Here is a 17,996-nt window from a genome sequence, read left to right as displayed (position 1 = left end):
GTCATGGCGAACGAAGTCCCGGCATATAGCCTATTCGCCGGTCCTGACCGCGGCGTGCTTGATGATGTCGTGCTCCGGCACGACAACGGCGTCATCACCTCCATCGATGAGGGAGCGCAGCCTTCGGGGCAGCGCTCGTTCGTGCTTCCAGCCTTCGTCAACGCCCATGATCATGCGCGGCCGACCGCGTCGTCCTTCGGCGCGCTCGGCATGCCTCTGGAGAGCTGGCTGCTCCGCTCCGCATTGGGCACGCCGGTCGATCCCTATCTCGCGGCGGCCTCCGCGCTGGCGCGCTCGGTGCGCGCCGGCTGCGCCGCGATGATGGTGCACTACACCCGCCCGAGCGGAACCATGCCGCTGGTGGAGGAAGCAAAGGAGATCGCGCGTGCAGCGTCCGACGTCGGCATCCGCGTCGCCTTTGCGATCGCCGTACGTGACCAGAATCCGGTCGTCTATGGCGACGCCGAACCGGTGCTCTCAAATCTGTCCGGCGACGATCGCAAGACGATCGAGGAACTGTTCGTCCGCGCGCCGATGTCGCCGAAAGCTTACATCGAGCTGACTGATGCGATCGCCGCGGCGATTGCCGGCCCGAAGATCGACGTGCAGCTTGGACCGGCCGGCGTGCAGTGGTGCACCAGGCCGCTGCTGGAGGCCGTCGCCGAGAATTCCGCGCTGACCGGCCGCCGCGTTCACATGCATCTGTTGGAAACCATCTACCAGCGCGCCTGGGCGGACCAGAATTTTCCTGATGGCATCGTCCGCTATCTCCGCGACATCGGCTTGCTCTCCGAGCGTCTGACGCTGGCGCATTGCATCCATGCGCGACCTGACGAGCTGGACATGATCGCCGCGACCGGCGCGCGCATTGTCACCAATTTCAGTTCCAACATGCATCTCCGCTCCGGCCTGGCGCCGATCGCCGCCGCGCACAAATGCGGCTGCGCTGTTGCGGTTGGCGTGGATGGGCTCGCGCTCGACGAGGACGACGACGTGCTGCGTGAGATGCGGCTGGTGCAGATGGTGCACGGCGGCCTTGGCTTCAAGCGAACCTGGACGCCGGCCGAGTTCTTCGCGCTCGCCATCTGCAACGGCCGCCGCGCGACCGGCGCGCCGGGAAGCGGCGAGCTTGAGCCGGGTGCGCCGGCCGATTTCGTCACGCTTGATCTCGATCGCCTCGATCGCGATCAGATCCTGCCGGTTGATCCGCTCGATCTCTTGTTCGCGCGCGGCAATGCGTCGCTGGTCAAGGATGTGGTGGTCGACGGACGCACGATCGTCAGCGAAGGCCGTGTCATTGGCGTCGATCTTCCCGCGATTGAGCAGGAGTTGCGCGCGATCTATCGCAGCGGCGCTGCAAAACTCTCGGATTTCCAGCGCGCATGGCAGCCGCTTTCGGCTTCGCTCGAAAACTGGTTCGAAGCGCAATTCGACTGTCGCTAAACGCAAGTACATCAAAGCGAATTCCGCAACGCGGGAGAATTTTCCGCTTGCATCATCGCGCGCGCAAGGTTTCATGGTCGCAACAAAAAACTGAGCCGGTGCGTCGTTCGCGCTGGCCACGCGGGGTCTTAAGGAAACGTGATGGGCGCGTTGTCGCATCTGCGGATTGTCGAGATCGGGAGCGCGGCGGCGATCAGCTATTGCGCGCGTCTGTTCGCCGATTTCGGCGCCACCGTGCGGAAGATCGAGCCGCCGGCGGGCGATCCGCTTCGCCGCGCTGCGCCGCTGACGCCGAAAGGAGAGAGCGCCTGGTTCGCGTTCCTCAACTTCAACAAGTCGAGCATTGCGCTCGATCGCTGGGATGCCAGCGCATCCGCCCGCCTGACGGAACTGATCGAGAGTTGCGACATCCTGCTCGACGGCCGCGACATCGATGCGGCGGATTGTCCGCCCCTGGATCTCGCCGCCATCAAGGAGAAGCATCCCGGCCTGATCCATCTCGAGGCTGACTGGTTCGGCGATGTCGGCCCTTACGCCAGCTTTGCCGCAACCGACTCGACCATTCGCGCGCTGACTGGGTTGATAAAGCTGGTCGGCCCGATCGAGGGGCCACCAATGCACGCGCCGGATTTCCAGACCGGCATTCTGGCCGGGCTCTGGGGCTTCATCGCTGCGTCATCCTCGGTGCTGGGCCGCATGCAGAATGGGCGCGGGCGCGCGAGCCGCCTGAGCATCTTCGAATCCACCATCGCCGTCACCGAATACATCATGTTCGAGTCGTTCTCCCGCGGCGACGTCATGCGGCGGATCGGCGTCAACCGGTTCTGGCCGACCTTTCCCGTGGGCATCTATGAGACCAAGCGGGGCTGGCTCGGCGTCACCACGGTGACGCCTGCGCAATGGCGCTCGTTCTGTGAGATGCTGGGACTGCCCGAGCTGCGCGACGATCCGAAGCTGTTTCTTGGCGTCGACCGGCTGCAGCATGTCGAGGCGATCGAAGCCAAAATCCTGCCGCGCCTGAAGCTGCGCACCGCGCAGGAATGGTTTGCCGAAGGGCTGAAGCGCAAGATCCCGATCGTGCCGGTGCCCGAAATCGCCGAGCTGATCGCCGATGAGGAGAAGCAGGCGCGCGGTGCGATCGTGCCCGTGACTATCGGCGAGGAGAGCGGCTTCTCCGCCGGCTGCATGCAGCGATTGACCGGCACGCCGGCACGCCGTGGCGGCAAGGTTCCCGCCATCGGGGAGCAGCAGCAGGCTGAGACGCCGCCGCGTGCGCCGCTGCCGGAGCGGAGCGGATCGAGCCGCCTGCCGCTCGAAGGCATCCGCGTGATCGATTTCTCGATGGGCTGGGCCGGCCCGATCTGCACGCGCACGCTCGCCGATCTCGGCGCCGACGTCATCAAGATCGAGGCGATCCAGTATCCGGACTGGTGGCGCGGCGTCGACCGGCGGCCGGCCTATGTGCTGGAGAAGATGTACGAGAAATCGGTGCGCTATTGCATCATGAACCGCAACAAGCGCGCCATCACGCTCGACCTGACGCGGCCGCTGGGGCTCGTTCTTGCGAAGCGCCTGCTGGCGGACGCCGATCTCGTCGTCGACAATTATTCGGTCGAGGTGCTGCCGAAACTCGGACTCGGCTATGACGTGCTGAGCAAGCTGAACCCGAAGCTCGTGATGATGTCGATGTCGGCCTTCGGGGCGGACAGCGTCTATCGCGATTGCCGCGCCTATGGCTCGACCCTGGAGCAAGGCTCGGGGCTGCCGAGCGTCGTCGGCGATGCCGGCGGACCGCCGGTCATGAGTCACACCGCTTTTGGCGACGCCGTCGGCGGCCTCAACGGTTGCGCCGCCGTGCTCACCGCATTGATCCATGCGAAGTTGACCGGCAAGGGTCAGTTCATCGATCTCGCGCAGATCGAATGCATGGTGCCGTTCGCCGCGCCCTGGATCATTGCGCAGTCGATCGATGGCAAACCGCCGACCAAGTATGGCAACCGCCATCCGGATTTCGTCCCGCATGGCTGCTTCCGCTGCGCCGGCGAGGACAACTGGATCGTGATCGCGGCGTCGAGCGACGCGATGTGGCCGAAGCTCGCAAACCTGCTCGGACGAACCGACTGGGCCAGTGACGAGACGCTGAAGACCGCCGCCGGCCGGCGACGGATCGAAAGCGAGATCGAAGCGGCGATCGCAGCCTGGGCCGCCGGGCGCGATGCGGAACAGGTGATGAATCTGCTGCAGGCGGAGGGCGTTGCCGCCGGTGTCGCGCGGCTGCCGATCGAACTCCTGCGCGATCCGCAACTGCAGGCGCGCGGCTTCATCCAGGAAGTCAACCGCGCTTTCATCGGAAAGCATCCGCAGCCGTCGATGCCGTTCCGTGAAAGCGCACACCCGTTCCCGATCCGGCGGATACCGCCGACACTCGGCGAGCACAATTACGAGATCCTCTCCGGCATGCTCGGCCTGTCGGACGCCGAGATCGAGCAACTTGCCCGCGACGGCATCATCGGAACCGAGATGCTGATGGAAGAAGAACTCGTGAAGAAGAAGCAGGCGGCGGGTTGATGCCGGCGGCTGCACCAAAAAAATGCCGATCGGAGACCGCGGCCGGCACTGCGCCGCCGCTGATGTCGGTGCGCGGCCTCGGCATCCGCTTCAAGACCTCGCTCGGCGTCTGGCAGGCGACGCGCAAGATCGATTTCGATATTGCGCCCGGCGAGCGTGTCGGCATCGTCGGCGAGAGCGGCTGCGGCAAGACCATCACCGGCCTTTCGATCCTGCGGCTCTTGCCCGGCAATCTCGCCGGCCTCGACGGCTCGATCCTGTTCGATGGCACGGATCTGGTCTCCTGCAGCGCACGGGCAATGCGCGCGATCCGCGGACGTCAGATTGCCATGATCTTCCAGGAACCGATGAGCGCGCTCGATCCGGTCTTCACCGTTGGCCATCAGATCTCCGAGACGCTGCGCGTGCATACCGGCGTCGGCAAGGAGGAGGCGAGGGCGAAGACGCTCGAGATGTTGCGCCGGGTCGGGATCGCCTCTCCCGAGCGGCGGATCGACGACTACCCGCACCAGCTTTCCGGCGGCATGCGCCAGCGCGTGATGATCGCGGCCGCCCTGATCTGCGGCCCGCAGCTTCTGATCGCGGACGAGCCGACGACAGCGCTCGACGTCACCGTGCAGGCGCAGATCCTCGAACTGTTGCGAGAGCTCAGCGAGATCTCGAATACGGCGCTGATGCTGATCACCCACGATCTCGGCGTTGTCGCCGAGACCTGCACGAGGATGATCACGATGTATGCGGGCGAGGTGATCGAAGATGCTCCGGTCGACGACGCGCTCGTGCGGCCGCTGCATCCATACACCTCCGGGCTCTTGCGTTCGCTGCCGCACTTAAGCCCGCGCCACGGCCGGCTGCCGTCGATTCCGGGCCGGGTGCCCTCGATCGTCGACATGCCAAACGGCTGCCGCTTTCGCGCGCGCTGCGCCCATGCCGCTCAGGGCTGCGAGGCCGAGCAGGAACTGCTCGATGCGGGAGGCGGCCGCAAGGTGCGCTGCTGGCGTTTCCGCGAGCTCGATCTGCCGGGCGCGCTGCAGCACGCGGCATCCGCGCCGATCGCCGCGATGGCCGGGACGCCATGATGCCAATTGCCCCCGATATCACGCAGGACACCATCGTCTCGGTGCGTGACCTCGAAGTGCGCTTTCAGACCAGCGATCGCCGCGCCACGGTGAAGGCGGTTGATGGCGTCAATTTCGATGTTCGCCGCGGCGAGACCTTCGGCATCATTGGCGAATCCGGATCGGGCAAGACCACGATCGGTCGTGCGCTGGTGTTTTTGCTGAAACCCAGCGCGGGCGCCATCCGGCATGACGGGATCGATCCGCTGGCGCTGCCGCGGAAGCGATTTCAGAGCCATCGCCGCGATTACCAGATCATCTTCCAGGATCCGAATGCGGCGCTCAATCCGCGCATGACCATCCTCTCGTCGGTGCTGGAGCCGCTCGAGCTCGCGCGCGCCGCTACCGGCGCCGAGCGGGAGCGGCAGGCGAGGGAAGCACTCGACCGCGTCGGCCTGCCGCAGGACGTCGGCGAGCGCTACCCGCACCAGCTTTCCGGCGGGCAGAAGCAGCGCGTGGTGATCGCCCGCGCGCTGACGCTCAAACCGAAGTTGATCGTCTGCGACGAGGTGGTGGCCGCGCTGGATATGTCCATTCGCGGCGACGTGCTCAATCTCTTCGCCGATCTGCAGCGCGAGCTCGGCCTCACCTATGTCTTCATCACCCACGACCTCGCCGTGGTTTCCCATATCAGCGAGCGCATCGCCGTGATGTATCTCGGCCGCTTCGTCGAGCTTGGGCCGACCGAGCGCGTGTCCGAGCATCCGCTGCATCCCTATACCCGGGCGCTGCTGTCGGCCGAGCCGCGGCCATTGCCGTCACACTTGCGTGAGGGCAGCCGCATCACGCTGCAGGGCGAAATCCCGAGCCCGATCGATCCGCCCTCCGGCTGCCGTTTCCGCACCCGCTGCCCCTACGCGCAGCCGCTCTGCGCCGAGAAGACGCCGGACTGGCGCGAGCTTCAACCGGACCATTGGGTCGCCTGCCATTTCGCCGAACATCCGAACTTTGCACCAAACTGACAAGAATTGCCGGGAGGAGATGACATGACAGAGATGACGCGACGCGAGGCCATCGCGCTGACATCTGCCGCGATTGCCGGCGTGACGCTCGGCGGGCGGGCATGGGCGGATGTCAGCCCGAAGCGCGGTGGCATCTTGCGCATCTCGGCACCCGCCAATCCGTCGAGCCTCGATCCGGCCACCGGCGGCGCTGGCTCAGACCACGCCTTCCTGTTCACGATGTACGACACGCTGATCGAATGGGATTTCGAGACGCTGGCGCCGAAGCCCGGCCTTGCCGAGAGCTGGAAGTTCACCGATCCGAACACCTTGGTGCTCAACATCCGTGCTGGCGTCACCTTCCATGATGGCACGCCGCTCGATGCTGAAGCCGTGAAGTTCAACCTTGAGCGCAACAAGACCGACCAGAAGTCCAACATCAAGGCCGATCTGGTGTCGGTGGCTTCGGTTGAGGTTTCCGGACCGATGCAGGTCACGCTGAAGCTGAATACACCCGACACCGCGCTGCCGCTCATCCTGTCAGACCGCGCTGGCATGATGGTTTCGCCCACCGCGCTGAAAGCGGCCGAAGGCGGTACTGTCGCGCGCAAGCCGGTCGGCGCCGGCGCCTATGCGTTCATTAGCTGGGCGGATGGCGAGCGCATCGTCGTCAAGCGCAACGAGAAATACTGGAAGCCGAACCGTCCGCTTCCAGATGGTATCGAGTTCGCAATCATCCCGGAACTGACCACGGGCGCGCGTTCGGTCACCGCCGGGCAGAACGATCTCATCTATCAATTGCCGCCGCGCCAGAAGGCGATCCTCGATCGCGTCAGCAGCGTCAAGGTCGTCAACGGTCCGACGCTTTATGTCATCCAGATCTTCCTGAACTGGGCCAAGCCGCCCTTCGACAATCCAAAGGTTCGCCAAGCCTTCAACTTTGCGATCGACCGCGAAGCCTTCGTGAAGGCGGCGCTCGCTGGCCTCGCCGAGCCGGCCTACATGAACCTGCCGAAGGCGCATTGGGCCTACGACAAATCCGTCGCAGGACTTTACCCTTACGATCCCGACAAGGCGCGCAAGCTGCTCGCGGAAGCCGGTTTCAAGGATGGCCTTGCGATCGATCTCGTTGGTTATCCCGATCAGGACTCGGTGCAGCGCCAGGAAATCCTGATCGAACAGCTCCGCAAAGCGGGCATGAACGTCCGCTTCGCCAACGCACCGATCGCGGAAGCTTCCGCCGCCTTCTTCGCCAGCGAGAAGCGCGGCTCGGGCCTGCTAGCAGCGTGGACCGGACGCCCGGATCCGAGCCTGACCTACTCGCTGATGTTCACCAAGGACGCCTATTTCAATGCCGGCCGCGCGCCGGTGCCACCGGAACTGGAAGCCGCGATCAAGGACTCGCGGGCTTCGGAAGATATCGAATTGCGTCGCAAAGCCTTTGCGACCGTGCAGCGGCTGGTGATGGAAAACGCCTTCGTGGCGCCGCTCGCCTTCCAGTACGAATTGGTCGCGATGAACAAGAAGGTGCAGGGCTATCGGCCGAACCTTCTCGGCAAGCCGAAATACGACGACGTCTGGCTGGAGAGCTGAAGCATGATGGGACTAGGTCAAATGTACCCGCGATGGCTGCTCCGCCCCCTCTCCCGCTTGCGGGGGAGGGCTGGGGTGGGGGTGTCTCCGCGATTGACACTCTTTGAGTGGAGAGAGCCCCCACCCGGCGCTTACGCGCCGACCTTCCCCGCAAGCGGGAGAGGTGAACGCGCGCGCAAGCCGACTCGATCAAATCCTATCACGGTATAAAGAACCATGGCCCGACGCAGTCCGGTCAAGGTTGCCGGCAGCCGCCTGTTGCAGGCGCTGCCCGTGATCGTGCTCGCGACTTTCATGGTGTTCGCGCTTTTGAAGCTCGTGCCGGGCGACATCGCGGTGACGCTCGCCGGCGACAACGCCTCCGACGCGCGCATCGCCGAGATCCGCAGCATCTACGGGCTCGATCGGCCGTTCCTGGTGCAATACGGCGTCTGGCTCGGCAAGGTCGTCCAGGGCGATCTCTCGCAATCGCTCCTGACTGGAGAGCAGGTCGCGACCTCGATCGGCCGCGCCTTTCCGAACACGCTTCTGATCGTGGTCATCGCGCTGATCCTCGCGCTGCTGTCGGGCATCCCCATGGGCGTGATCGCGGCGATCAAGCCAAACGGCTGGATCGACAAGGCCGTCAGCATGATCGCCTCGCTCGGCGTCGCGATTCCCGGCTTCTGGCTGGCGATGATTCTGGTCGCCGAAATCTCGCTCAGGCTGAACTGGCTGCCGGCGACGGGCGCAAAGTCCTTCGCCGCCTCTCCGATCGAGGCTGTCAGGCACGCGTTGTTGCCAGGTATCGCCATCGCGGCCTACGGCATGGCCGAGGTGGCGCGCCAGCTCCGCGGCTCGCTTCTGGAAGTGCTGTCGTCGCAATATGTGCGGACGCTGCACGCCAAGGGATTGTCGATGAGCCGCATCCTCTGGCAGCACGGGCTGAAGAATGTCAGCGTCAACCTCTTCACCATCATCAGCCTGCTGGTGAACCGCATGCTGGCCGCGACCGTCGTGATCGAGGCGGTGTTCGCCATTCCCGGCCTCGGCAGCCTGATCGTGCGCGGCGCGATCCAGCGCGATTTCCCGATCGTGCAGGGCGTCGTGTTCACGATGGTGATCGTGGTGATCCTGGTCAACCTGATCACCGATCTGCTCTGCGCCGCGGTTGATCCGAGGATCGAGCAATGACCGATCTCGCGCTGGCCTCTCCGCGACTACCTGCCAAGCCGACACGGCTGCGCCGCTTCCTCCGCTGGCTTGCCGGCGATCTCCGTGCCGCGCTCGCGATCCTCGTGCTGCTGGCGCTCGTCGTCGTCGCCATCGGCGCGCCCTGGATCGCGCCCTATTCTCCGACCGCGCAGGACGTCAACAACATGCTGGCGCCGCCGGGCCCGGCGCATCTGCTCGGAACCGACGATCTCGGTCGCGACATCTTCAGCCGCCTGATCTACGGCGCGCCGGCAACCGTCTATGCCAGTCTGTTGGCTGTGTGTGTCGCAGTTGCGATTGGCTTACCGGTCGGGCTGGTCGCCGGCTTCTTTGGCGGCTGGACTGACGACATCATCAGCCGCATCATCGACACCTTCCTGTCGTTCCCGGCGATCGTATTGGCGATCGCTGTGACCGGCGCGCTCGGCATCGGGCTCACCAACGGCATGATCGCGGTCGGCATCGTGATGTTTCCGGCGCTCGCCCGCATCGTCCGCGCGCGGACGCTGGTGGTGCGGCAGGAGCTTTATGTGGATGCGAGCCGATGCTTTGGCGCACCGGCCTGGCATATCCTGTGGCGGCATGTGCTGCCGAACACGCTGCAGCCGGTCATCGTGCAGGTGACGCTGCTGCTCGCCGCGGCGCTGCTGGCGGAAGCAAGTCTCAGCTTCCTCGGCCTCGGCATCCAGCCGCCGAACCCGAGCTGGGGCGCGATGCTGGCGCGCGCCTACCAATATATGGAGATCGCGCCCGAGCAGATGTACGCGCCCGGGCTCGCCATTCTGGTCGTCTCCCTGGCCTTCAACGCGCTCGGAGAGTCCTTGCGCATCGTGCTCGATCCGACCATGAAGGATCGCTAGTTCTTTTGTCGACGGAAACGTTCATGCCTTTCAAGAAATTGCTGATCGCCAATCGGGGCGAGATTGCCATCCGTATCGCCCGCGCCGCAGGCGAAAGCGGGCTTGCCACCGTCGCGATCTATCCGGCCGATGATGCGACGTCGCGGCACGTTCGCGCGGCCGATGAAGCGCACGAAATTCCGGGCCGCGGCGCGCGTGCCTATCTCGATATCGGAGCCGTCATCAGCGCAGCCACGGCGACGGGGTGCGACGCGCTGCATCCCGGCTACGGCTTTCTCAGCGAGAACGCGGCGCTGGCGCGTCGCTGCGCGGAGGTGGGGATCACGTTCGTCGGCCCGTCGCCGGAGGCGCTGGACCTGTTCGGCGACAAGGCGAAGGCCAAGGCGTTGGCGAAGAGCTGCGGCGTGCCGATCATATCAGGCACCAGCGGCCCGACCAGCCTGGAGGAGGCCAAGGCATTCTTCGCCTCGCTCGGAGCCGGCGCAGCCGTCATGGTCAAGGCGATCGCGGGCGGTGGTGGGCGCGGCATGCGCATCGTCGATGACGCTGCCAAGCTGGAACAGGCCTATGCGCGCTGCCAGTCCGAGGCCAAAGCTGCCTTCGGCAACGATGGCGTCTATGTCGAGCGACTGATCCGAAAAGCGCGTCATATCGAGGTGCAGATCATCGGCGACCACACTCGCCAGATCAGCCATTTGTGGGAGCGCGAATGCACGATCCAGCGGCGCAACCAGAAACTGATCGAGGTGGCGCCAAGCCCGTCGCTGAGCGAGGCCCAGCGCTCGCGCATCATCGAAGCCGCGAAAAAGCTCGCGGCCGCCGCGCGCTACGAGAATCTCGGCACCTTCGAATTCCTTGTCGACGACGAAGCCCGTGAAGGCGAGGGCGCTTTCGCCTTCATCGAGGCCAATCCGCGATTGCAGGTCGAGCATACCGTCACCGAGGAAGTGCTCGGCATCGATCTCGTGAAGGCGCAGCTCGCCGTCGCCTCGGGCGCGACGCTGGCCTCGCTCGGCCTGGCGCAGGCAGCGGTTCCCTCGCCGTGTGGCTACGCGATGCAGCTCCGTGTCAACATGGAGGTGATGAACGAGAAGGGCGAGACCAAGCCGACCGGCGGGACGCTGTCGGTGTTCGACCTGCCGTCGGGCCCGGGTGTGCGGGTCGATACTTTCGGCTACACGGGCTACAAGACCAGCGCGGCCTTCGATTCCCTGCTCGCCAAAGTCATCGTGCATTCGCCAAGCGCGAACTGGGCCGATGTCGTGCAGAAGGCCGCGCGCGCTCTACGCGAGTTTCGCATCGGCGGCGTCGCAACCAATATCCCGTTCCTCGGTGCGATCCTCGCGCATCCGGAGTTTGCCGCCAACCACGTCAGCACCAATTTCATTGATGCGCACGCCGGCTCGCTGGTCGCCGCGGCGAAGGAAGCCGATGAACCGGTGCTGGTCGAGGTGAACGGCGGCGGTTCGCTCGCCGGACCATCGACGAGCGACTCTGGCCCGGAAGGCTCTGTCGCCGTCCCGGCGCCGCTGCAGGGCACCATTGTCGCGATCGATGTCCCCGAGGGCGAACTCGTTCGCCCAGGGCAGCAGATCGCGGTGCTCGAATCCATGAAGATGGAGCATCTCGTCACCGCGCCGCATGGCGGCAGGGTGACGAAGATCGCGGGCGGCGTCGGCGTCACGCTGATGCATGGCGAGGCGATCCTGTTCCTCGAGCCCGCCGAGGTCGATGGTCATCATGTCGCCGAGGAAGCTGCGATCGATCTCGACTACATCCGTCCAGATCTCGCCGAAGTGATCGCGCGCCACGCCATCACGCTCGATGAGAACCGGCCGGCTTCCGTCGAGCGCCGCCGCAAGACTAACCAGCGCACCGCGCGCGAGAACGTCGCGCATCTCGTCGACGAAGGCTCCTTCATCGAATACGGCTCGCTCGCGATCGCGGCCCAACGCCGCCGGCGCAAGCTCGACGACCTCATCCGCAACACGCCGGCCGACGGCCTGATCACCGGCGTCGCCACCGTGAACGCCGACAAGTTCGGCGCGGACGCCGCGCGCTGCATGGTGATCGCCTACGACTACACCGTGCTCGCGGGCACGCAGGGCCATATGAACCACAAGAAGATCGACCGCATGCTGACGCTGACCGAGCAGTGGCGGTTGCCGCTGGTGTTCTACGCCGAAGGCGGTGGCGGGCGTCCGGGCGATACCGACCGGCTCGGCATGACCGGGCTCGACGGCCCGTCCTTCGTGCAGTTCGCCCGGCTCTCCGGCCTCGTGCCGGTGATCGGCGTCGTCTCCGGCTATTGCTTTGCCGGCAACGCCGCGATGCTCGGCTGCTGCGACGTCATCATCGCCACCAGAAATGCGTCCATCGGCATGGGCGGCCCCGCGATGATCGAAGGCGGCGGGCTCGGCGTCTATCATCCGGCTGAAGTCGGCCCTGTGTCGTTCCAGGCACCGAACGGCGTCGTCGACATCCTCGTGGAAGATGAGGCTGAAGCGACGGTCGCCGCGCAAAAATACCTGTCCTACTTCCAGGGCGCAACCGGCGACTGGAAAGCGCCGGACCAGCGGCTGCTGCGCCGCGCGATCCCGGAGAATCGGTTGCGCGTCTACGATATCCGCAAGGTGATCGATCTCCTCGCCGACGAGGGCTCGGTGCTCGAAATCCGCCGCGACTTCGGCGTTGGCATGATCACCGCCTTCATCCGCATCGAGGGCAAGCCGTTCGGCCTGATCGCGAACAATCCGAAACATCTTGGCGGCGCGATCGATGCGCCCGCCGGCGACAAGGCCGCGCGCTTCATGCAGCTCTGTGACGCCTTCGACATCCCGATCATCTCGCTCTGCGACACCCCCGGCTTCATGGTGGGACCCGAAGCGGAGAAGACCGCGATCGTGCGTCACGTCTCGCGCATGTTCGTCACCGGCGCGAGCCTCACCGTGCCGCTGTTCGGCATCGTGCTGCGCAAGGGCTATGGCCTGGGAGCGCAATCGATGATCGGCGGCGGCTTCCATGCCTCCTTCTTCACGGTGGCGTGGCCGACCGGCGAGTTCGGCGGCATGGGGCTGGAAGGCTATGTGCGGCTCGGCTTCCGCAAGGAGATGGAAGCGATCGAGGATCCGGCCGAACGCGAAAAATATTACCAGGCCAAGGTCGCCGAGCTCTACGCCAACGGCAAGGCGGTCTCGATCGCTTCCGTGCTCGAGATCGACGAGGTGATCGATCCCGCGCAAACCCGCCACTGGATCATGTCAGGCCTGCGTTCGGTGCCGAAGCCCGCGCCGCGCACCCACCGCAAGCGCCCATGCATCGATGCGTGGTGAGCAAGGAGCCGCCAACAAAAGGCCCGAGTGGGATGACAATCCGAGCTTCCGTCATCCTGCCGAGGCCTCGACATGCGACATGGATTCGTTATTACCCTGCTTCTAGCAAGCCTCGCCGTCGCCGGCACGGCCTCGGCACAGGGCCGGAAGATGACCGAGTTGATCGCGCCGCGCGATCCCGGCCCGAATGAGGCGGTCCGGGTCAAGGTCGTAACCGGTCCATTGCCGTTCGGTGCTCGCCTCGTCGTGAAGACCGAGCAGGGCGACGTGATCGGTTCGATTACCTCTTATGGCATGCCAGGTCCGAACGACACCCGTTCGGAGACCTTTCCTGTTCAATCGAGGAACGTGGTCAACAAGCGGCTGCGGCTGCAAGTGCTGATAGAAGCGCCGGGCGCGATGACGCGCGCCGCAACGCCGGACGAAATCCGTGGCCTCGACGTCATGATCGTTCCGCGCAGGCCGTAGTCGCTGCCGCCGCTTTACTCCGCATCCGGTTTTCCCCTATCGTCTCCCGACAAGAACAACGATCGCGCTTCGCGCGGCGATGGAATTGGGGAGGCACTCTTGCACCGGGATCCCGTTGACGTCCTGATCATCGGCGCCGGCGCGTCCGGCGCTGCGGTGGCGTGGTCGCTGGCCGAAACCAAAATGCACATCCTCTGCCTGGAGCAGGGCGGCTGGATGAATCCGGCGGAATATCCGAGCACCGGGCGGGACTGGGAGGCCAAGTTCTATGGCGACTGGTCGACCAGCCCGAACGTCCGCGGTCGCCCCGAAGACTATCCTGTTAACGACGACAACTCGCCGATCAAGGTCGTCAACTTCAACGCCGTCGGCGGCTCGACCGTGATGTACACGGCGCATTGGCCGCGATTGCATCCGTCCGATTTCAAGGTGAGGACGCTCGACGGCGTCGCCGACGACTGGCCGATCGACTACGATACTCTCACCCCATTCTTCGAAGAGAACGACCGGATGATGGGCGTATCGGGCTTGTCAGGCGATCCGCTTTCGCCACTGACGCATCCGCCGATGCCGCCGCAGCCGCTCGGACTCTCCGGTCCGCTGATCGGCAAGGCCATGAACAAGCTTGGCTGGCACTGGTGGCCGTCGGACACCACGGTTGCCACCACCGACTATGAGGGCAGGGCGCGCTGCATCAATCTCGGCCATTGCACGCCGGCCTGCGCGCAGGGCGCCAAAGCCTCGACCGACATCACCTATTGGCCGCACGCGATCCGCGCCGGCGTCGAACTCAAGACGCATTGTCGCGTGCGCGAGATCCTGACCAACGAGCACGGCATGGCCTCCGGTGTCGTCTATTACGACGAGGACGGCATCGAGCAGTTTCAGCCAGCCGAGGTCGTCATCATCGCCTGCAACGGCGTCGGCACGCCGCGGCTCTTGCTGAACTCGGTCTCCGGCCGCTTTCCGAATGGCCTCGCCAATTCATCAGGCCTGGTCGGCAAGAACCTGATGTTCCATCCCTATGCGCAGATCTACGGTTTCGTGAAGGAGCCGACCGACAGCAACCGCGCGCCGCCGACCTGCCTGTGGAGCAAGCAGTTCTACGACACCGACCTCTCGCGCGGCTTCGTCCGCGGCTACGGCATCCAGTTCGGACGCGGCGCGGGGCGGGTGTTCGAGGCCGTCGCCAGCGAGCAGAAGGGCATTCTGCCGTGGGGTGCGGATCATCACCGCGTTTTCCGCAGGCTCAACGGCCATCGGCTCGCGGTCTCTGCGATCTGCGAGGATCTCCCGGAGGAGCACAACCGCGTCACGCTCGATCCCGTATTGAAGGACAGCCACGGCATTCCCGCCCCGAAGATCGACTACACGATCAGCGAGAACAGCCGGAAGATGATGGAGCATGGGCTGGCGCGCGGCCGCGAGATTCTCGAAGCCGCCGGTGCGACCGATATTTGCACCAATAGTCCGATCCCCTGGGGCGGCTGGCATCTGCTCGGCACCGCACGGATGGGCACGGACCCTGCGCGCTCCGTGGTCAACGAGTGGGGCCGGTCGCACGACGTGAAGAACCTCTTCATCGTCGACGGCAGCGTGTTCGTCACCTCCGGCGGCGTCAACCCGACCTCGACCATCCAGGCGATCGCGCTCTACGTTGCCGACCAGATGAAACAGCGCCTTGCCAATCTCTTTGACTGAGGATGCGATGTCAGCCGAAACGCTTACCAACACCCAGCGCGACGACCTGAAAACCATCGCAGCGATGATCATTCCCGAGAGTGCCGAGTACAAGGTGCCCGGCGCCGACGATCGGGCCATCCAGGCCGACATCCTCGCAACGCTCGGCCGCGACACCGAGCCGGTGCGCGCCGCGCTCGACCATCTCGCGCGTCTGGCCGGCAAGCCGCTCGCCGAGCTCGACGCCGCGCAGTGCGAGCAGGTCGCACGAGAATTCCGTGCAACCGGCGGAGCCGCCGCGGCCACACTCGTCCGCGTTATCCTGCAATGCTACTACCGCGACGACCGCGTGCTGCGTTCGCTCGGCCACGAGCTGCGCGCGCCCTTCCCGAAGGGCCACACGCTGGAGCAGGGCGACTGGTCGCTGTTAGAGCCGGTGAAAACGCGCGGAGGGAGCTTGCGGCGCGCCTAGCGGTCGGCGAGATTGGATCGAGCCGTCTCCACGAGCGGCACCGCGCCCCCTCTCCCGCTTGCGGGAGAGGGCTGGGGTGAGGGTGTCTCCACGATGGGACCATCCGTGGGGAGAGAGCCCTCACCCGGCGCGTACGCGCCGACCTCTCCCGCAAGCGGGAGAGGTGAAGCCGCCTCGCGAGTGATGAGTCTGCGAGACCCTAGCCACTTGGCCAGGTTTGCGCGCGACACGAACCACTTGCGCAGGTGGAACCCGGCCCCCATTTGAATGGGCCGAAGGAATCTCACCATGTTGGATTTTGCCTCAAATAACGCCGGTGACGCGCTGTCGCCGCGAACGACCGAAGCTGCCCCGGGCAATGACCGGGCGCTGCTCGACGCCTATTCCAACGCCGTGATCGACGTGACCGAACGCGTCGGCCCCGCCGTGGTGCGTGTCGAGACCGGACCGAAAGTGCGAACGCCGCGCGAGCGCGGCGGGCTCGGTTCCGGCATCGTCATCTCGCCCGATGGCCTCGTGCTGACCAACAGCCACGTGGTCGGATCGTCGAAAGAGATCCGCCTGCGCGACACCGAGGGCTTCGTCACCGACGCCCATGTGCTCGGCGTCGATCCCGACACCGACCTCGCATTGCTGAGGGCCGATGGCGCGCGCGATCTTCCCTACGCCTCGCTCGGCGACTCCAAGCAACTCCGGCGCGGCCAGCTCGTGGTCGCGATCGGCAATCCGCTCGGCTTCGAATCCACGGTCACCGCCGGCGTGGTGTCGGCGCTGGGCCGCTCGATCCGCTCGGTCAGCGGACGCACCATCGAGGACGTGATCCAGACCGATGCCGCGCTCAACCCCGGCAATTCCGGCGGCCCGCTGGTGTCGTCGAATTCGCAGGTGATCGGCATCAACACCGCGATCATCAACGGCGCGCAGGGCATCTGCTTTGCGGTCGCGAGCAACACGGCGCAGTTCGTGCTGTCGGAGATCATCCGCCACGGCTATGTCCGCCGTGCCTTCATCGGCGTCGCCGGCCAGACCGCGCCGATCCCGCGGCGCCATGCCGTGCTCGCCGGCGTCGAGAACAAGATGGGCGCACTGCTCGCACAGATCGAGTCGGACAGCCCGGCGGCGAAGGCGGGGCTTCTGCCTGGCGACGTCGTGATCAAGCTCGACGGCGTCGACATCCACGGCGTCGACGACCTGATCCGCGCGCTCGACCGTGACCGCATCGACCGCACGCTGGCTATGGATGTGCTGCGCCTCGGCCGCCTGCGCGCGATCGACATCCACCCGATCGAGCGCAAGCCGGCGAGGTAATAGCGGCTCCCGCCGGTAGCCTCATCCTTCGAGACGCCGCTTCGCGGCTCCTCAGGATGAGGGGAAACAGCGGCGCTGGCTGCAGAGAAGCAGCGGCGTAGGGTGGGCAAAGCGAAGCGTGCCCACCATTACGTGTGGAGTGCCGATGGTGGGCACGCTGCGCTTTGCCCACCCTACGGGCTCTCTCGCCTCATGGTGAGGAGCGCGAACCATGAGGCCCGGCTGCTTCAACGCTACGCCCGCAGCGCGGCTAGTAATTCGTCGGGCTGCTCGACCATCATCATGTGCCCCGCGCCGGCGAGCACGACGGTGCGCGCGTTTGGCGTTGCGGCCGCCAGCGTCTTGCCGGCTTTCGCAGGGGTCATCAGGTCGCGTTCGCCGAGGATGAAAGTCGTGGGCACCTTGATCTGCGCCGCCGCGGCGAGCGCATTCTGATATGAATTGCAGGCGTTCAAATCATTATAGAGCACGCCCGGCCGCGCGCGCTGCAGCACGCGCTGCGCCCCGTGGTGCATCCACAATCCCGGCGCGAGCGAGCCGCCGAGCTCGGCCTTGAAGCCGAGGCCCCAGATCGAGACCATGTCGATCGCAGCCGGATCGTTCGCCTCCGCCGCCTTCAACAGATCAGGCCCAACGGTCATCGTCGCCGCCGTTCCGATCAGGCACAGTGCCGATACCTTCTCCGGATGCCGCGCCGCGGTCTCCAGCGCGATCAGCGAGCCCATGGAATGGCCGATCAGCTTCGCTTTCGAAGCACCGGCCGCCTGCAACAGCGCCGCGATCCAGTCCGCCATGGCCGCAATCGTCGGCAACGGCTTGCCGGACGAGCGGCCGTGGCCGGGCAGGTCGGGCGCCAGCACCGAATAGCCGTGATGCGCGAACCAGCGGCTGTGCAGCGCCCAGGTGGAGCTGTCAAAGCCCGCGCCGTGGATCGTCACCACCGCGGGCAGCGACGGATCGAACGGCTTGCCGCCGGTCGCAACGAAGGTCTCAATCCCGTTCACCGAAAGCTGCATGGC

At 65.5% G+C, this 17,996-nt stretch carries 13 protein-coding genes; 12 read left to right on the top strand and 1 reads right to left on the bottom strand.

Translation table 11 applies throughout. The annotated features are described in order from the left end of the window. Positions 1 to 3: 3 nt before the first annotated feature. The 12 genes from ACVJGD_RS14215 to ACVJGD_RS14160 all read left to right on the top strand — a co-directional run bounded on the left by ACVJGD_RS14215 (position 4) and on the right by ACVJGD_RS14160 (position 16,977). Positions 4 to 1,443, top strand: a complete 1,440-nt coding sequence (locus tag ACVJGD_RS14215; protein WP_456634923.1) for an amidohydrolase family protein — start codon at positions 4 to 6, stop codon at positions 1,441 to 1,443. A gap of 141 nt (positions 1,444 to 1,584) precedes the next feature. Then, positions 1,585 to 4,011, top strand: coding sequence for a CaiB/BaiF CoA transferase family protein (locus ACVJGD_RS14210; protein ID WP_456634922.1), 2,427 nt, complete (start codon positions 1,585 to 1,587; stop codon positions 4,009 to 4,011). After that, positions 4,011 to 5,090: an ABC transporter ATP-binding protein gene (locus tag ACVJGD_RS14205; protein ID WP_456634921.1), complete on the top strand. Its 1,080-nt coding sequence runs from the start codon at positions 4,011 to 4,013 to the stop codon at positions 5,088 to 5,090. The genes ACVJGD_RS14210 and ACVJGD_RS14205 overlap by 1 nt, the downstream gene beginning before the upstream one ends. Continuing rightward, positions 5,087 to 6,091, top strand: coding sequence for an ABC transporter ATP-binding protein (locus tag ACVJGD_RS14200; protein ID WP_456634920.1), 1,005 nt, complete (start codon positions 5,087 to 5,089; stop codon positions 6,089 to 6,091). The genes ACVJGD_RS14205 and ACVJGD_RS14200 overlap by 4 nt, the downstream gene beginning before the upstream one ends. A gap of 24 nt (positions 6,092 to 6,115) precedes the next feature. Beyond that, positions 6,116 to 7,663, top strand: a complete 1,548-nt coding sequence (locus ACVJGD_RS14195) for an ABC transporter substrate-binding protein (RefSeq protein WP_456634919.1) — start codon at positions 6,116 to 6,118, stop codon at positions 7,661 to 7,663. A gap of 216 nt (positions 7,664 to 7,879) precedes the next feature. After that, a complete protein-coding gene (locus tag ACVJGD_RS14190) occupies positions 7,880 to 8,836 on the top strand; it encodes an ABC transporter permease (RefSeq protein WP_456634918.1) in 957 nt (318 codons plus the stop codon). Next, positions 8,833 to 9,717 (top strand): ABC transporter permease, encoded by an 885-nt coding sequence (locus tag ACVJGD_RS14185; protein WP_456634917.1) that lies wholly within the window; start codon positions 8,833 to 8,835, stop codon positions 9,715 to 9,717. Before ACVJGD_RS14190 ends, ACVJGD_RS14185 begins: the two co-directional genes overlap by 4 nt. Before the next feature lie 23 nt (positions 9,718 to 9,740). Then, entirely contained in the window at positions 9,741 to 13,049 is a 3,309-nt protein-coding gene (locus tag ACVJGD_RS14180; protein ID WP_456634916.1) for a carboxyl transferase domain-containing protein, read from the top strand. A gap of 72 nt (positions 13,050 to 13,121) precedes the next feature. Beyond that, positions 13,122 to 13,517 (top strand): hypothetical protein, encoded by a 396-nt coding sequence (locus ACVJGD_RS14175; protein WP_456634915.1) that lies wholly within the window; start codon positions 13,122 to 13,124, stop codon positions 13,515 to 13,517. Positions 13,518 to 13,616: 99 nt separating this feature from the next. Then, positions 13,617 to 15,218: a GMC family oxidoreductase gene (locus ACVJGD_RS14170; RefSeq protein ID WP_456634914.1), complete on the top strand. Its 1,602-nt coding sequence runs from the start codon at positions 13,617 to 13,619 to the stop codon at positions 15,216 to 15,218. Between the two features lie 7 nt (positions 15,219 to 15,225). After that, positions 15,226 to 15,669: a hypothetical protein gene (locus ACVJGD_RS14165; protein WP_456634913.1), complete on the top strand. Its 444-nt coding sequence runs from the start codon at positions 15,226 to 15,228 to the stop codon at positions 15,667 to 15,669. 288 nt (positions 15,670 to 15,957) lie between these two features. Further along, the gene (locus tag ACVJGD_RS14160; RefSeq protein WP_456634912.1) at positions 15,958 to 16,977 is read left to right on the top strand and encodes a S1C family serine protease; all 1,020 of its coding nucleotides are present in this window, start codon (positions 15,958 to 15,960) and stop codon (positions 16,975 to 16,977) included. 233 nt (positions 16,978 to 17,210) lie between these two features. On the opposite strand, the gene ACVJGD_RS14155 is transcribed toward ACVJGD_RS14160, so the two are convergent. After that, complete coding sequence (locus ACVJGD_RS14155) at positions 17,211 to 17,993, bottom strand: alpha/beta fold hydrolase (protein ID WP_456634911.1); 783 nt, start codon at positions 17,991 to 17,993, stop codon at positions 17,211 to 17,213. Positions 17,994 to 17,996: the final 3 nt, after the last annotated feature.

It is taken from the genome of Bradyrhizobium sp. USDA 10063, assembly GCF_054063735.1.
The sequence above is the reverse complement of the archived record's forward strand: the minus strand, read 5'-3'. Positions and strand labels throughout refer to the sequence as shown.

Bases quoted from the DNA above. Each gene is read 5' to 3' on its own strand.
- ACVJGD_RS14185 (WP_456634917.1), top strand. From the start codon at position 8,833: ATGACCGATCTCGCGCTGGCCTCTCCGCGACTACCTGCCAAGCCGACA.
- ACVJGD_RS14175 (WP_456634915.1), top strand. From the start codon at position 13,122: ATGCGACATGGATTCGTTATTACCCTGCTTCTAGCAAGCCTCGCCGTC.
- ACVJGD_RS14195 (WP_456634919.1), top strand. From the start codon at position 6,116: ATGACAGAGATGACGCGACGCGAGGCCATCGCGCTGACATCTGCCGCG.
- ACVJGD_RS14190 (WP_456634918.1), top strand. From the start codon at position 7,880: ATGGCCCGACGCAGTCCGGTCAAGGTTGCCGGCAGCCGCCTGTTGCAG.
- ACVJGD_RS14200 (WP_456634920.1), top strand. From the start codon at position 5,087: ATGATGCCAATTGCCCCCGATATCACGCAGGACACCATCGTCTCGGTG.
- ACVJGD_RS14180 (WP_456634916.1), top strand. From the start codon at position 9,741: ATGCCTTTCAAGAAATTGCTGATCGCCAATCGGGGCGAGATTGCCATC.
- ACVJGD_RS14155 (WP_456634911.1), bottom strand. From the start codon at position 17,993: ATGCAGCTTTCGGTGAACGGGATTGAGACCTTCGTTGCGACCGGCGGC.
- ACVJGD_RS14210 (WP_456634922.1), top strand. From the start codon at position 1,585: ATGGGCGCGTTGTCGCATCTGCGGATTGTCGAGATCGGGAGCGCGGCG.
- ACVJGD_RS14165 (WP_456634913.1), top strand. From the start codon at position 15,226: ATGTCAGCCGAAACGCTTACCAACACCCAGCGCGACGACCTGAAAACC.
- ACVJGD_RS14215 (WP_456634923.1), top strand. From the start codon at position 4: ATGGCGAACGAAGTCCCGGCATATAGCCTATTCGCCGGTCCTGACCGC.
- ACVJGD_RS14160 (WP_456634912.1), top strand. From the start codon at position 15,958: ATGTTGGATTTTGCCTCAAATAACGCCGGTGACGCGCTGTCGCCGCGA.
- ACVJGD_RS14205 (WP_456634921.1), top strand. From the start codon at position 4,011: ATGCCGGCGGCTGCACCAAAAAAATGCCGATCGGAGACCGCGGCCGGC.